The organism is Legionella quateirensis (genome assembly GCF_001467955.1).
Classification (GTDB): domain Bacteria; phylum Pseudomonadota; class Gammaproteobacteria; order Legionellales; family Legionellaceae; genus Legionella; species Legionella quateirensis.
The window spans coordinates 96676-113959 of record NZ_LNYR01000049.1 but is presented as its reverse complement, the minus strand read 5'-3'; the positions used below and the strand labels follow the sequence as shown (position 1 = coordinate 113959).

Genomic DNA, 17284 nt, shown 5'->3' with positions numbered 1-17284 from the left:
GATCCCTCGTTACACTCGGGATGACGGTTAAGTTTCGTCATCCTGAACGCAGTGAAGGATCTCCCAATGCAGGCACCGCAGCACGGTCAGGAGATCCCTCGTTACACTCGGGATGACGGTTAAGTTTCGTCATCCTGAACGCAGTGAAGGATCTCCCAATGCAGGCACCGCACCACAATCAGGAGATCCCTCATTGCATTCGGGATGACGTTTCCTTTGGGGATGACCGTTCCTGAATCTTTTGACAAGTAAACACAAGGATCCTAATTTAACGTATAGTTTTGTGACAATTTCTTTTCACCGATTACGGCATCGTTTACAACGATCAATGATACCGTATAGGTACCATTGGGTATGTCTTTACGCAGAATGGTTCCAGAAAAGCCTGCTAAATTCAGATGCTTGCCATCATGTTTAAATGCAAGGCTAACACTTTGTCTTTGTCGTTTAGTCATACTAAAAAAGTAGGTGTGTTTGCCATCCGTCAATTTCAGATACAGTTCACTAAGCCCTGCATCTTGATTGGGTAAATACGCCCAACCATAGGTAGTAATGTTGTCAGTATTGATGCTGAACTGTTCCAGATCACCATGTGCTGCCAAGGCATGTTTAGGTAGTGTGAGTTGAACCGGTTCGGAATATAATTGAAAATTTGGCATTGGAAAGATTAGATCGCGTTGAACTTTTTCATAGACAATAATATCCGGATGATACAGTTCAATAAGAGTTGATAAACTCCATGCTTTGTTTCCTGGATGAATTCTCACTGTATTATAAAAATCATTATGAAAATAAAAACCCAGAGCCTCAGAGAAACTATCGCCGATTAACAGGCAGGTTTGTTTATGGTTTAGTGCTTTGTTGATCGCTTGATAGGGTGTATTCAGGATATTAGGACTTCCTGCCAGCGGATCAATTTTGATTTCTGATCCGTTGAACTCTTTTCCTATCATATCGATTTTTAGTGCTGACCTATCAGGAAGTGGATTATTTGATTTAATATGGGTAAGTTGAAGAAAATTGGTCAGATCGGAGTAGGTTGTCTGTTGCGGGATAAAATTAAAGTTAATGTGATTAATTTTAATTCCTTTACGTTCCATCTGTTCCGATATGGCTTGATAGGCAACGTAGGCGCCCAGATAATTCCAATGGCTGTCTCCCTTTAGATATAAATCACCGTATTGTCTGCCCAGAGAGTTTTTTGCGGCTAACTCTTTTTGTTTTAAACTGACAAAATCAATTCCATTGGCCAGCATTCCTTCTTCAAGAAGTTCCAGTCGATTTTTATTTGTTCCTTTGTGAATGTTATTCGGTAAATATTCGGGGTAAATCTCGTGCTTATCGGGAGCAAGGACTACCAGAAAGGGAACATCGTACTGACTGGCTATTTTGCTCATGTGTTTTAAAATCGATAATTGGGTATAAATTTCTTCTTCAGTGGGTTGATTTTTTCCAGTGTATTGATCGATGGTTGCAGAAAAATCATTGCCCAAAAAAAGCCAATCCTCTTTACCCAATAAAGCCTGACCAGGTTTTATACTGGTACCTAATTTATAAACAATATTGCTCGTGATTTTGCTAAGTGTTGTAATTAGTAAAGCGCGGTCAATAAACCAGTTTTCAATTCCTTTAAAATCTGTTCGTCCCAGCTTGATAAGATTAAATGGGGGAAAAGGGTAGGGATCACGATTAAACAACGCCCTTATTTCACTCGCCTGTTTTTCAAAAAATAGTCCAATACCGGGTATGGTTATAATTAGAATAAAGACAAAAATTAAAAATCGGTCGGAATATTTGCTAAAAACGTTCATGATCAAAACCTGAAATAAAGAAATGGGTTGTATGAGTTAGTGCTTAAGAACAGGATTGAAACCAGTAATACCGATAAACCCAGGAAACTGCTCAACTGTTTGTAGGCAACAATCATCGTTTTATCGCGATGGAGAATCAGATAATCTTTTATCGAGCGATTAGCGCCCAGAGAAAGGATGATGCCCGTAATAATCGCAAATACGGTCAGAATGTTGACGCAGGTTGATAGCGAGGTTAAATTCAAATCACCGGGAATGAGCATGGTCTTGATAAAACTTAATGCGGAATCCAGATTCTCTTCTCTAAAAAATACCCATCCAATCGTCACAACAAACAGGACGTAGGCATGGCGAATTACATTGGGAAGTCCAGCCATAAACCTGCCAAAACCAGTTCGCTCCAGAATCAGGAATACACCATGATATAATCCCCAAAGTACAAAGGTATAATTGGCTCCGTGCCATAAGCCGCATAAAGTAAATATGATGATTAAATTAAGCTTGGTTCGCATATCGGATTTGTAACTTCCCCCTAAAGGAATGTAGATATAATCTCTAAACCAGCTGGACAAAGAAATGTGCCACTTTCTCCAGAATTCCTGTATTGATAATGAACCGTAAGGGAAATTGAAGTTTTCTTTATATTTAAAGCCGAACATTAAACCAAGACCGATGGCCATATCAGAGTAACCCGAGAAATCAAAATAGATTTGCAGTGCATAAGCGATGGCACCTACCCAGGCTACAGCAAAAGTTAAATCCCCTGGCGGAAGATAAAAAACATAGTCAGCCAGTTTGGCTACTTCATTAGCAATTAATACTTTTTTTGCCAGGCCAAAACAAAATCGTAGAATACCATTTCGTACACCAGTCCGGGTTATATAACGATAATAGAATGAATGTCGGATATCGATATAGCGAACTATTGGACCTGCTACTAATTGAGGGAAGAATGAGACATAACAGACGAAAGTGACAAAATTACGTTCGGCTTTCACTTTGTTCCAATACACATCAACGACATAACTTAAAGCATGGAAGGTATAAAAGCTGATCCCCAGTGGTAATGCAATTCGTTTAAAACCTGAAATGTTCAAGTTAAACGCATCACTCATTGTGTTGAGGAAAAAGTTAAAATATTTGAAATAGATTAACAGAGCCAGTGAAGCTGTAATAGAAGTGATGAGGTACACCTTACGTTGTCTTGCGTTTTTGCTTTCTTCTATAAAAATACCGCAGAGATAATTAACCAGAATACAGCCTAACATAATGAAAATATGATCTTTTTCACCCCAGTAATAAAAGGAAAGACTGAACAACATCAATATAAAATTTTGCCACTTTATTCGTTTTAAACAAATTAAATAGGTTAAATTAAGACTGGGGAGAAATAAAAAAAGAAATGCTAAAGAAGAAAAAACCATTCTATCTCCGTGAAGGTTAGTCGTTAGATTAACCTAACTCATTTAATCGGTTAAAAAGCCCGGGGTTGACTGGATTTGGCATTATAGGGAAGTGTAATTCAGAGTGCAAATTTACGAGATATCCCAAACAGCGATTCAATTCAAATGATTTAAAAAGGCTCAAGAAAGGCGAACGGAGACCATAAGAGGTTGTGGAACCTTTCAATTTTAAAAAAGGTAATTAATCGTTTTCTTGTTTATCAAAATACCCTGTGTAATCGACTTGAGTGGTACTCCGTTTTCCCCTCTCCACCGCGCGCAGCGTGGGGGAGAGGGATCAAGGGTGAGGGGGGTAAATTTGTCGCGTAAGCGACTCCTTCTGAATCTGAACTCTTGCCAGTAAACCATGAAATAAATAAGATGCAGGAACATTGCGATCAAGGAAAATGGATTTTATGAAAAAAAATATAGTGTGTATTGGTGGTGCCAATATTGATTTAAAATTGAAATCCGAAGATCACTTGTTCTTACATACCTCAAACCCAGTGACTTCTAGTACTTCTTTTGGTGGAGTTGCGCGTAATGTTGCCCACAATCTTGCAAAAATAACTACAAATATTCATTTGCAGTGTGTCGTTGGAAATGATGCAAACGGTCATTCTTTACTTGAGCATATGAGGTCATTAGGAGTCAATACATCACAGAGCTTGATACTTGAAGGCAAACGGACTTCTCAGTATCTTGCCGTGTTAAATGGCCAGGGTGAACTCTTCATCGGTTTGGCCGACATGACTGTATATGATGAGATAAATGAAGAGTTCATCACTGCTGCCTGGAATTTATGGACGGAGCATAGTCTGATATTTATCGATACCAATTTGCCAGCAAAGCTGATTGATTTAATTTTAAATCGCGCAGCTTTATTTGATATTCCAGTGTGCATTGATCCTGTATCGGTTGAGAAAGCAAAAAAACTGCCGTATCGACTGGATTCCGTTTTTCTAATGAAACCTGATATGCAGGAAGCCAGCGCGTTAACCAATATGCCGGTTCAATCGATAAACGACTGTCTGATCGCGGGACGTAAGTTAAAGGAGCGAGGTGTAAAAAATACCGTAATCAGTATGGGAAAATCAGGTTATGTACTAATAAATGATGTTCATGAAATTCATGTGCCTGTTTCAGGTGATGTGCGGACTGTTGATGTGAGTGGGGCCGGTGACGCGTTTATTGCCGGAATTTTATATGGTTTACAGCAGAACAAAGAGGTATTGGAAGCGTGTAAAACAGGAGCCAAGGCAGCAGAGTTGACCATTCAGTCCGTAGACACTGTGGTTTAACCTTGAGAGATTCCCACTTATTTTTATATCATTTTCGTGCAGGTGCTGACTTCCAATTAGGCTTAAATTTTTCCTGATAAAATGTTAAATTTTTAATCTAAAAAGTTATCGAAAGCTCATTAGAATAGCCTTCTCCCTCAGCCCGGAGGGAGAAGGCCTTTCTAGGGTGAGCTTTCGATAACTTTTTAGATTAAAAATTTAACATTTTATCAAGAAAAAATTAAGGCTCAATGCAAGAACGCTAAATGACACCTTTTCGAGTCTTAAGAAACCGGAGGAATCGTATTCTTAATACTCTCTTCAAGTAACTTATCCATAGAACCTAGAACTTTATTTACTGTATTTATACTTTCAGTCCGTGCTTCGAATAGTCTCCAGTTGCCACCTCTGAACAGCGCCGTTATTGCGAACAGGACGTTTATAATATCAAGAAATATTTGTTTGTAGCCACGATGTTTCTCCAAAACCGGTTTTGCCTTTTCCAGTGCGTCAGTACAATTTTTCTTAAAGAGAGCGGCATTGTCTTTGGGATTTATTAATAAAGTGTTCACTTCCCCTTTTAACTTATGATAGAGATCGAAGGCAACTCGAGCGGGTTGCTCGTAGTTAGGATTATTCGTCGCCTTGATGGCATGAGACAAGGATTTTAATCTCAACTGTTCAAGAATACAGAGGAATTTATCCTGGATGTTGTTCGACATTAAATTTAATTTAATGGATTCTTTGTGCTCGTCGCGTTTTTGTTCCAACCACTGATTTTTTGTGTTTTCAGACAAAAGATCACCGTGTTTGAGGGCGAGAGCCAGGCTGTCATAGTCGCTTGTGTTATTCAGAGTACTCAGGAGCTGATCTTTAGTTAACCAGATCCACGCTTTAATTGTTCCATTGTATTCTGATTTATTAAATAAACGATCGGCAACAGTACTGTTCATTTGGGGATGATCGAGTAATGTGTCTATCTGCCCTGCATTAAGATGCATTTCGGTAAGCATCCTTAATTCATCCTGGGAAAATTTTTTGTCCAGACTAATTAAAGCATCCAGTTCCTCTTTGTCTGCCTTACGAATAATTGGGAGCAGATCAACATGATCCAGTGCTTTCTTGCCTAAATTCCGTAACAGTCTAAGTGCCAGACTGGGGTTCATGTTGGAAAAATTATTTTCGATAATTTCGCTCATTCGGACAGATGCATCATGGATTTTGGTTTGTTCAATAATTTCATCCAGACATTGCTCCCATAAAGCATCGTGTTTTTTAATGGCGCAAACTTTGGAGGCGACTTCTAATAATAAATTCAGGGGTATCTTATGCCTCAGTATCAGCAATGCGGCCTCTGTATCAAATGATCTATGACCTGTGATCAGGGCTAAGGTTCGGTCATTCGCCAACGGATGCTGAATCATTTTTAAAAGAACTTCATTGCCAATTGCAGGCATGCGCGCTATTTCCTGTAGCATCTCGTTGGTCATAGTCGCCCGATGTTTTAGAAGTAAAAGCAAGTGAGAATCAGGAATGTTGTTTCGTAAAAGAGCCCGAGCGGGTAAGGCTGGATGTAGTAACAGGCTTTGCTGCACCAATTCAGTGGCGGAGGGGTGATTGTAAATAAAATGCATTAAGGGTTCAGTCATTGTACCTTTAAGAAGTTCAGCAAAGTGTTGTTCAGTCAGTGAAAATCGATTGAGTTCTTTATATAACGCAGGGTTTTTGTTAACTACTGGATGTTTAATAATCAGCATTAATTCTTCATCAGTCAGCTGTCCATTATTAAGTATGTCTAATAATCGGGAAGCAGAAAGCAATGGATGTTGTAGTAGACCCTTACGAACCTCTGAATTGGCTGAACGGTGGTTGTAGACCCGTTCTATAGTTTTTTCAGTCTTGCAACGTGAAAGAATTGCCAATAAGTGTTCTGCGTCTAGTTCGCATTTAGTGAGTAATGAGTTCATTACCTCTTCATTACATGCATTGGGATGCTTTAATATCAGTAGAATCTCGCCTTGAGTAAATGAGTTATCTCTTGAAAGGTTCAGAATTGCTTCAGGGGACAGCAATTCGTGCCGTAATACCTGTTCAAAAATCTCAGAGTCAGCTGAGGGATGGTTATATACAAACTCAAGGATTCGGTCATTGTAGCAGTGCTTGAGAATTTCCTTGAAATGTTCTTTATTGAGTTGGGAACGCTGCAGCGCGATCCTTTGAACAGTAAAGTTATGTCCTGATTGATGTTTTAAAATAAGTAACAGTTCATTAGCAGGTAAGTCTTGATTATTAAGAAGAATCAAAAATAGGGAGGAAGTCAGATTGTGATTCGATAAGAGTTGCTCCCGAATTCCGGAGTTTGCGGACGGGTGGTTGTAGATTTTTTTTGCGATTTGATCATTGTTACAATGATTTGCAATGAGCGCCAGTAAAACAGGTTCACTCAGTACATCTGAATTCAGAATGGCGTGAATAACCGTTTCCTTGATCGCCGTCGGATGTTTTAAGAGCAGGAGCAACTGGTCTTCAGAGAGCGTGTTATACTCTAATATATCTTCAATGACATCTACAGTGAGCAAGTGATGCTGTAATACTAGTTTTTGTATCGTTGAATTGGCAGATTGACTATTGTAAACATACTCAAGCGTTTTGGGGGTCTTGAGGTGATTCGTGAGAATGTCACGGTATAGTTCGTCATCAAGTTGTTTTTGATTTTTAAGTACTTCTTGGATGAGCATTTCATCTTTTGCGTATGGATGTTTTAAAACGAATAAAAGCTGATCTTTTGTGAATTGTTTGTTATTTATTAAAAAACCCATAAGGTTTTTATTGAGTAATGGATGGTTCAGTATGGGATCTAAAAGATGTTCAGAACATGATGGATGACTCGCAACCAGGGATACAATATGTTCATTCTGCGCAAGCTTTAATATTGAGCGTAATTGAGATTCAGAAAGGGATTGTAGTTCAAGCAATTTGATGAGCGCTTGATCATCCAGTGCGACTTGATTAAGAATTTGGTCGATTACTGACTCTGTACTACATCTTTTGACAAAGAGTATCGATTGAAGGCTTGTAACATCTTTTCTGGCTTCAAGAATTTCCAGTATTACGGATTCATCATATTTCCAGTTGTTAATGATGTTATAAATCAGTAGGTTTGTAGGAAACTCTGAATGAATTATGGGGCGTAAGTCATCCAGGTTCATTGCACTTTGGGTACACTCACCAAAATATCGATTGAATAGCATTTTGCCTTTAAAGGCAGGAGTACTATTCAATATATTGATAAGATGTATGCTGATATGTGTCATTTCGACAAGATTTTTACCCTCCGGTAGCTCAAATGACAGCGGTGGATCGAAGTGCCGCAATTGGTAAAATTGTTCAAGAGTCATCCCCAGACATTGTTCAAGAGGCTCCTTATCTTCTGGACTCAATAAATTAATAAAGCTCAAAAAAGGAATGTGCGATTGATATTGCTCAAAACGTTGCATTAATCTCCTTAGCGACATAAGGTGGTTTAAATGTTTATCAACATAGATGAGGCTATTCATGGGCAGATTAAACTGGATTTGTAAGTCTTCAAGCCGAATCAATTTTTTATCCCAGTTCTGATTGATATAAACAAAAACTTCCGCTAACTTGCGATACTCTTTTTCTTGTGCGGGGATGATGTTGGGTAGTAAATCAATCCAGTTAAATTCAGTCAGGTCTTCATAGGGATGGTCGGCAATATAAGTATATCCTTCCGCTTTAGCCTGGGTTAGTGCTTCTTTTAGTTGATGAAGACTTGCTTCACATCCGGGGCGATAGGGCATTAAAGTGTTTTCAAAAAAATTGATTTTTTCTTCGGGTTGAGTTTTTAACCATAAGATAGGACTATCCTGGTTTAATAGACCGGAAAATTCTCCATTAAAAAAGCGGATCTGTTCTCGTATATTCTGGTAGCGCTCAGTATGAAGAATCCCGTCCGGACGATTTCCTGCAACGACCGTGTCCAACGTAGTTGAAATCCAGCTTGTTTGGCGATAATTGAGCGCTTTCCTTTCCAGTTCCCGGGCTTCCTGTGGGGTAACGATCATTGCGGTGAGTTGATCTTCATGGAGATGGTACCATATTAAAAATACTGGTTTAATAAATGCGTCTACACATTCAGTTTGTCCACTATAGTTATACGCGTAGTTATTACTGGCCATGAGTTTGTCTGAGAAGAGAGCTGGATGTTTATCTCCACGTGCACATACCGCATTTAAGCTCAATGCCCTTTGGGTAAGCTCTTCTTTATTGTGAAAAAACGAATTAAGGTCGAATATATAGTTCCATGATTGCGCTGGTTTTTCTTTTAATTGGGCATTGTAAAATTCATTTAGGGTTAATATTTCAATCTGAACTTCTTTCTGAACCTCCTTCTGTACTTCAACTTCCGTACTAAAGGAATTGTCAATGGCGTCATATTCAGGCAAACAGAATGGGATCGCTTTATTGATAATGGATTGTAGTTCGCGGGACATCTGTTTAATGTCTTCAGCAAAAGGGGGCATCTCAGCTAATTTTAATCTGGATTCCCAAAGATTTTTCATTTGTTTCTTAAACTGTTTAAGGATTTCTCCTATGGCTTGTTTTTTATTGATACCACCATAGAGGGCAAAGAGATCCAACGATTGAGTCTCTTCAAAAAGTGGTCGGAAGTGTTGCATTAAAGCGGCTTTTTTATCCGCCTGTTCTGATGGTATATCCTGAATAAGGGTAAGGAATTTTCTTCTTATATGATTCCGCATTTGGCCTTGAGCTGCAGCAGGAGCATCCATGACCACAGCCATTGTATCATTGTGCTTGAATTTGGCATCCAGTTGTTCCAATGAGAGTTCTTTCATGCGATTGGGAGTGATCAGTTCATTGGATTGATCTAAATCCAGCTCTCTTTCACGCATTGAACCCTGTAATAATTCTTGCTTGCTTGTTTTATCATCAACTAAAACCAGTGCGTGCGCCTGAGCGAATTGTTTAATATCAATTCCTGTCGTGTGAATTTGATCGTATAAGGTGAAGCGCTCTTCAGGAGTTGAATCAAGCAGACGATTTAATTCATCATTATCCGTTGTACCCAATATTATGGTTTTATCCGGGGCGTTAACGTTCAGAGCACATAAAACCTGGTCTTCATTAAAATACAGAACCTGTTTTAACGGAGTGCTGAACTGATCCGGGTTCGTTCTGATATATCGAGCAATTTCTTTAGCGACTTCCAGATTACTGACACCAGTAAATGTTCCTTTAATATCGATGATGCAGCGTGTTCGATCGCGGGCTTTGGAACGAGAAATGATGTCGTTTATAAATTGAGGGCAATTGTCATAGTCACAACTTGAAACGGAAGTCTTACTCCGTATCACTTCAAATATATATCCGTCAGATCCGAGAGAAGAACTTTTATCGTAATTCAGTCGCTGATGATAAGCCGCTTCATTTAAGGATGGAGTGCCTGATACCCCCTGAACGCTTCGATATTGGTCGGTGTGATTAAAGTTATCGCTGGAAAGAATGGCACTGTCCTGCTTGATTTGTTTTAGAGAATATTCACGTAAAAAATCAAAAACGAGGGGAGTGTTCGATTGAAGGCGTTGATGCAGATCATTCATTTGATCTTCATTTTTACTATCAATCTGGCTTAATCGAAGGCCTAATCCACTGGTTAATAAAGCGAATCCTTGAGCTGTAGGTGTATCATCAATAGAGGGAATCTTGTCTGAATCAGCCGGTGTCTGGAGTTGCAATAATTCCTGACGGGCTAGAGCTCCCCATTCTGATACCCGTTCAATCAATTGTTCTTTGCTGATTCCTTTAAGGAGCATCATTTGAATGGTTTTGTTGATTGCTTCCAGTTCTTCCTTATAGCGATTCCGTTCGTTAGGCGTGTCCACTCCAGCATATGGAATAGCCAGTGTTTTTTCCAAAGGACTTAAATCTTTACGATGTGATTCACCGTAGTTTTTACCCAGTTTTTGGGTCAGGGTCTGTTGCAGCCGTACATTAATTTCCTGTTTAAAAAATGCCAATGTTGCCTGGTCATCTTTGTTTGCGTTACTAACCGCCTCCGGCATAGTAGACGAGCTATTGGTCAGATAGGCAATAAGTTCAGCCTGAACATGCACACCGTATTTGATTTTTGCCTGAGCTACAAAGGTGCTTAATGGGCTTGAGGGATCCGTAATGAGCTTGACTGCCAATTCTGTTTTAAACGGTGTCCAATCATGAGAGTCTTCATATGAAGGCGCTTCACGGATGATGTTCTGATCAATAAAACTGAACAGGGCGATCGCGTTTTTGATTAGCGATGGGCTGATGGGTTTAGACTCACCTAAGGTATAGTTCAGTTTTTTCTTTATAGATAAGCCTTGATGGACTTCATCAATCAGGCAATCGGCGTGATTTCGGAAGAGATTGGTAATTTTATCACACCAATAGACTTGTTTTTTCCATGTTTCATCGTGTTCTACGTTTGAAAGCAAAAGCTCAACGTATTTTAATTCCAGCGATTGGATGGATTCTCCGGTGGTCACCAGATAGCCTCGAGTAGTCATGACCTCTATCAATAACTGGTACATTTGTTCGAAGCGTTCAGGAGAACAGTCACTGTCTCGATTGAATTCAAAACGGTAGGCTCTTTTACCAAACAGACGTTGTGAGGTTCGATTTAAATCAACGTGATTCGTCGCTAACAGTGCTTGGGGGACTTCAATGACCACCAGGTTGTCGCCCTGTGCTTTCTTTTCAGCCAGAATAGGGAGTATTACCTTCGATTTACCGCCGCCCATAATGATTTTTTCAATGGTTTCATTAAAGCGACGTCCTTCTTTAGGTTCCTTGAGTAAGGATTCCAGGGCGCTAACCTGTCGTTTGCGCAATAAGATCTTGTCTTCATGCTGAAGAATTACTATGGATGGGTCATCAAGTCCTGGAATTTCTGTTCGAGCCAGTAGATCAAGAGCTTGAGTCGCGATATTGGGATTACCAGTAGCTAATGATTTACTCAGGTTGGCTTTTACTTTTTCCAGGGACTGATGTTGTATTCCATGCACTAGGGATTGATGGATTAAATCGTGCAGGCGTTGTACGTTTTCAAGACTCAGCCCGGTTTTTTCAACACTGTAAGCAAAATCTGCTCGAGAGTAGAGTGACAGCAGATCAGACTCTGTTAATGAAGCTCGTGCCCTGGATTTTTTTTCAATAGACCATATCCTGCGCTTTTTAGGATCATCAGGACCTTGATTGGCAAGAGCCAGAGCATTAGACCAGGATTTTTTCATTTGTTGAACCAGCAGAGGTTCTGCAGATTCTGCGGCAGCGAGGAGTTGTTGTGTCAACTCAGGAGATTGGATTAATGTCCTTGCTGCCAACCTTTTTTCATGCTCAAGGGCAAAAAGAATTTTTCCCGCTTGCTCTTCAATGGCGAAGGTGTGTTCCAGATCATTTTTGAGGCCTTTACTCAATAATGAAATCGCTTCGTTGGCCCTCTCTTCAAGTACCTTATATTGGGCAAGTATTCTGTCTATTGCTTCTTTTGATTTAGCCGACTTCTGGAGCAATAAAGGTTCGATTCCCATTTGTGCGATTAAAGAAGGTAACGCGGTTCGGGTCACTTTTAAAGGGGGGTGGGCCGGACGTTCATGATGAGCTAATAACTCTTCAGGTTTTGCTAAAATGTGTTGGTAGACGTCTTTAGCCTGATAAACAGATAAGGGCGGGACATTTAACCGATTCAGGTGCGAGACTAATTCATTGAATTTATAGGTTTTATACCTGAATGTATTATGGCTCTCAGTGGTTAATAATCGATATAATATATTACAGAACAAGGGTATATTGGATTCTTGATGTTCTAATTTGGTGTGGCGTGTAGCAATTAAAGTCTGTGAACAGAAATCGTACAATTCTTTGCGTTCCTTTGAGGCACTTGAACAGGCCAATTGTAAGAAGGCAGGAACATGTTTAATGAAATCATCATCTGTCATTACCGATGAAAGTGCGTTAACAGCTATCTGTTGCTGATGAGGACTGACGTGGTCTCCAGGTAATTTATGAAACCATTGTTCCATTGTGGTTATAGTACTTTGCGTGAGCAGATTATTTTTTATGCTGCTGGAATTAGGAAGATACAAATCAATTTCTACTAATTCCAGTACAGTCGATTTGGCAACAACAGGTTTTAAACGAGCCAGATTTTCATTAATAAAGTTTAATCGATCTTCATCGGCACGCGATAATGATTGATCGGCAGTTTGTCGAGCCAGTATCCCATCACGTTCTTTAAGCAGTTCTTCAAGACTTAAACTCATCCATTCATAACCCAATGCTCCTTGAGGCGCATGGTCTTTAGGTTGTGATTGATGGTAATAGGATAATAACCTTTTGCGTTCCAGTGGTGAAAGAATATAGCTGTGCTCTAGATGACGTCGCATGGTTTGTAGGCGAGAAAAGGAGTGATATATTCTTTGTGGCAGGTTATTTTGAAAAGTTCTTAATTCATCTTGTTTAAATGATTCATAAAGCGCATTGGCGGTTCCCTCGGGAGGATTACTATCTTTTAACTTAATGGGGCCATTTTGGGTGAGGTAATCACATAAAAGACTCATCGCTTTAAGTTGACACGCAACATAGGGTGGTGTTTTTCTTTTGGGTTTATTTTGTTCGTACTCACTTTGATCACTGGGAAGAATGTGCGGCATTTCATTGCATATCCAGTGGATAAATTGCAACTCTTCAGGACTCCCGGTTAATCCTCCCAATCGGGTATTACATTCCTCCAAAGTCTTCCAGGCTTTTTCAGTTTGATTTGTCGCCATATAAATATAAACAAGATACAAGGCGTCAGCGACGTTATCCGCTACGGGCTCACCGTCCTTGATCCGAAAACTGAGGTATTGTTCTGTGTTTTGGTACTGCCACATCGGTTTTTGAAGGGGCGGATTACTTTTCCAATGAAATTGGAGCCTGATTTCAGGAATGAGTCCATGTATGTCATGTTCTACCGGATAGAACTCGCTTTTTTGCGCTCCTTTTTCCGTAGCAAAAAATCGTGCGACAGGAACCAGATAGCGTTGCTGATCTTTTGATGCAAGTACAAGACCTGCTACTGAGGGATGTATTGGTGAGGGTACATCGGCCACTAGCTCCCCTGTTTCTTTATTAACAAGCGTCGAATTTTTAAGCTCAAAACTCAGGTTATATCTTGGGAGGTTTACAGTGGAACCTGATTGACTGATATGTGATAAGAGGAACAGAGGACTTTCAAATTGTTTCAGTAATGGTGAATTGTCACTCGATAATCTGGCATTGGTCTCCTTGCCCTTTGAATCCAGGGCCCAAAGAATGCCATTGCTCACCGAATATAATGGAATATTATCTTGAACTAATATCCCATGGTTAGGGTTGTTCACACTACGCCAATAATTCATAGTACCGTCAGTTAGAATTTTGGGCAGATCTGGAGATATAGGTGTGAGATTTTTATTGGCATGCCATGCCTGATGATTATTTGTCAGTGCCTGAAGTTCATAATCGCCTTTAATGCTTTGAATGGTCCATTTTTTTCGAACTGTTAACTGGTTTGCATTATGGTACAGCTGAACCTCCTGCCCCTTTTCTGACAAAATCATATAACTCTGATCAGAATTCATGAGACATTCTTTAACATGCGCCAGTCCCAGTTCTTTGATTAATGGGTGATTTTGAATGACCAGCGGCACACCACTTCGAGCAAGACCACGTTCAAATAATTTTCCTTGTAAGGCATTAAATTCATACGATTTGTGAGTTAACTGGTTTTCAACATGTAACACTGGAAATTGGCCTCTGATAATGAGATCTTTTTCCGTGATGTGTTCTACTTCCTGTAATGCGCTGTTTATCGTTTGTCCTAATGCGACTCTAGGTTGTTGCCTGATGATCTCTTTAAATTGGGCAATAGTGCAGTCTACACTCAGGCGATGCGCTTTATCCTCCAGAATTAGAGGATTGGTATGGCTATTCAAATAGATATAGGCTTTATAAGCCAGGGTAAAAATCTCATCCGATTGTTCACCCAGTTCCATGCGCGCCACCAGGCTCAAAAATAGATAGTGTTGCAGTACATAGATGACTTCAGGTTCATTAGGCAAAGACAGTTGTTTTTCCAGATCCTGTTGAATGGCCTTAAGTCTTTGCATACCTGCTGGATTATTATCCAGAGCTAGATAGCGGCTGACTAAAAAATCGAGACGTAAATAGTGTAGCGAATCGCGTGTATGTTGTCCATTTTGGCCAAAAAAACGCAAGCCTTTTTTTAGATAGGTATCAAACTGGGCTATAAATTGAGGTTTTTTGCTTGCTTTTAACAAGAGTCCAGGTTGGAAGATATTGGCTTCAACATAGCGTTGATTGGATTCGTCAGACAATAAATCAATATGACGTGTAAAATAATCAAGAGTGAGCGGAATTTGCAGTTCTGGGTCACTTCTCAGGTGCAAATAATCTCTTGCTAATATATCAGCCTGAGTGATTTGTCTGGAGCTTTGTTTATCATCAGAGGGTTTTCCTGGCTTTAATTGAATGCTATTAGCTGTTTTACTGATAATAGGCTTAGAGTAGGATGACTTTTCAGAAACATCTGCTTCAAGGGCATCTTTAGCTGGTGAATCTTTTAAATTGTACTTGGATTGAGTTAATCCAGTTAATAATGTTTCGTAGGGGATGAAGCCGGGAAATAAAGGTGATGAGACGCGAAAGCTGTTGTGATCAATACTTAATCTAAACCAGACCTTATCCAGATATTCTTGTTTAAAAAATGGATTGACGGCTTTTCTGAGCGCGGACTCATGTTCCATATGGCTCACAACTTTTGTGATAATGGGGTTAAATTTAGCATCAAGACGTCTGGTATTATCATAATGTCTTGCGATCAAGTATAAAGATCCTAGTCCCAGCTTCCTGATCTCATCATGCAGTTCCGTAGTGTTTTGGCCAAATTCTTGGGTGTAAAGAGTATTTAATTCATCATTTAGCAGAGGTTCAGACTCTAATAATAATTTTAAATAGTTATGATAATCGTTTATATACTGTCTTGTTGCATTTTTGTAACGTTCTTGCATTTCTTTGAATCGCCGATCAAGGACGGGATTATTCGTGGCATAAAAAGGGTTTCTGTCCTGATTGCCTAGAAGGGATTGCATCAGACAATTAGATAAAGGTAAAAAGGAGGGCAGATTGCTGTTTAATGGGATTACTGTATAGGCATCTATTTGCAAACTGATGATGCTCAAAAGCATCAAGTCCACGGCCGGATTTTGTTGTTTATTTAGCCAATTGGGTTTGAGTTGGAGAAGTAGATTCTGAATTTGTATTAATTGAGCTTTAAATCGCTCAAAATCATTCATACTCGCCAGTTCACGATAAAAATCCGGATTATTAGGGAGTTTGGGATTAAGCGGCATCTCCATAATAAGTTGTTCAAGATAATTAAATTGAGTCGCCGGATCTTTAATACTACTGATGTTTGTAATGGCTCTAGTGAGATTATCAAGCAGATTTGTCCCGTCCTTTAATTGAACCACAGCTGGAATTTGAGCATCCTGTGCCTGTTGGTCCAGATTGATTCGAGGAGCTACGGTGGATTGGGAGGTAATAAATAAGGAAAATATAGGATCCTGGCTGATCGGCTTTACTGCTGGCGAGTCAAATGATGTTGTACTTAATCGTTTCTCTAAAGCAATTATTTTATTGTGTTCTTCTTCAATTTCAATTTCGTTGAACAGATCGGGACTGTTCAATATCTTTAAATTATTATCAATAGCCAGACGTATTTGATCCAATACTCCAGGGGTATAGGGAACCTGTTTATTGACGCAGGATTCAACATAATCAAACAGGGCGTACTGTTTGAAATGGAACATGAACCGTTGATATTCTCTTAGTGATTGGGTGTTTATCTTGATCATCTGATGTGGTGATCGTTGCGAACACGTGCCTGACAACTGTCCACCTGTATAGGCATGTTCTGAAAGTCCTTGACTTGCATCAATTTCTACACCATTAACGTAGCTGATGCTTGGTAGAATTTCTTCATAAAGTACTTTTTCATTCAAGGGTGTTTTTCTGGAATTTGCTGCCAATGGCAAGCGGGCTTTAAGAATTTTTGCAATAAAATGAACCAATTCTTCCCTTTCTTTGGCCGAGGTGGGACTGGGTATATGCCAGGATTTTCTTGGGTTATATAATTCTTTTTCTGTAGCTGATTTTTTGGCATGGTATTCTATACCTGCGCCTGCATTGATTGCGCTAAAAGTGAACCCTTTGCCATCTGGCGTAAATTCATACACCATGGCATGACCGCCATCGCTGTTGTGCCATCCTCCAGGGAGTAGAATTTTACCCTTCTTGGGCATATTGATAATGTTTTCAACTATTGAAGCAGCCAGTTGGTTTATATCCTGATTAAATTGAGCTGCTTGAGTCATGTTTGAGGTTTTTTGCTCAATACTGCTGATGTACTTCATCTGTTCAATTAAAGTATTGTACTCAGGGGGAAACGGTTTTTTCGTATGGGTGAGATGATCCAGATACTGACTCAGATATTCGACCGTTCTGGCGAAAGGATGCCCTTGTAGATGATAGGTACCGGTAAGGGATGAGTCGTTTTCAATATGTCCAAATAATGAGGCATCTATAAGCATATTCTGTTCAAATTATATTAATATGGAATAATTATAGTTCA

Annotated in this window: 4 protein-coding genes; 1 reads left to right on the top strand and 3 read right to left on the bottom strand. The window is 39.6% G+C overall.

Translation table 11 applies throughout. The features are described 5' to 3' along the window. Window positions 1-263: 263 nt before the first annotated feature. A complete protein-coding gene (locus Lqua_RS17140) occupies window positions 264-1811 on the bottom strand; it encodes an alginate O-acetyltransferase AlgX-related protein (protein WP_058475508.1) in 1548 nt (515 codons plus the stop codon). A 2-nt stretch (window positions 1812-1813) separates the two neighbouring features. Further along, window positions 1814-3235 carry an MBOAT family O-acyltransferase gene (locus tag Lqua_RS17135; RefSeq protein WP_058475507.1) on the bottom strand — a complete coding sequence of 474 codons (1422 nt, stop codon included), beginning with the start codon at window positions 3233-3235 and terminating at the stop codon, window positions 1814-1816. Between the two features lie 434 nt (window positions 3236-3669). Between Lqua_RS17135 and Lqua_RS17130 the strand changes: the two genes are divergently transcribed. Then, window positions 3670-4554: a carbohydrate kinase family protein gene (locus Lqua_RS17130; RefSeq protein WP_058475506.1), complete on the top strand. Its 885-nt coding sequence runs from the start codon at window positions 3670-3672 to the stop codon at window positions 4552-4554. A gap of 263 nt (window positions 4555-4817) precedes the next feature. Here Lqua_RS17130 and Lqua_RS17125 read toward each other — a convergent pair whose 3' ends face one another. Continuing rightward, window positions 4818-17243 carry a DUF3638 domain-containing protein gene (locus Lqua_RS17125; protein WP_058475505.1) on the bottom strand — a complete coding sequence of 4142 codons (12426 nt, stop codon included), beginning with the start codon at window positions 17241-17243 and terminating at the stop codon, window positions 4818-4820. Window positions 17244-17284: the final 41 nt, after the last annotated feature.

What these genes read in the sequence shown, in the direction of transcription:
- Lqua_RS17130 (WP_058475506.1), top strand. Translation starts at nt 3,670, where the DNA reads ATGAAAAAAAATATAGTGTGTATTGGTGGTGCCAATATTGATTTAAAA.
- Lqua_RS17140 (WP_058475508.1), bottom strand. Translation starts at nt 1,811, where the DNA reads ATGAACGTTTTTAGCAAATATTCCGACCGATTTTTAATTTTTGTCTTT.
- Lqua_RS17125 (WP_058475505.1), bottom strand. Translation starts at nt 17,243, where the DNA reads ATGCTTATAGATGCCTCATTATTTGGACATATTGAAAACGACTCATCC.
- Lqua_RS17135 (WP_058475507.1), bottom strand. Translation starts at nt 3,235, where the DNA reads ATGGTTTTTTCTTCTTTAGCATTTCTTTTTTTATTTCTCCCCAGTCTT.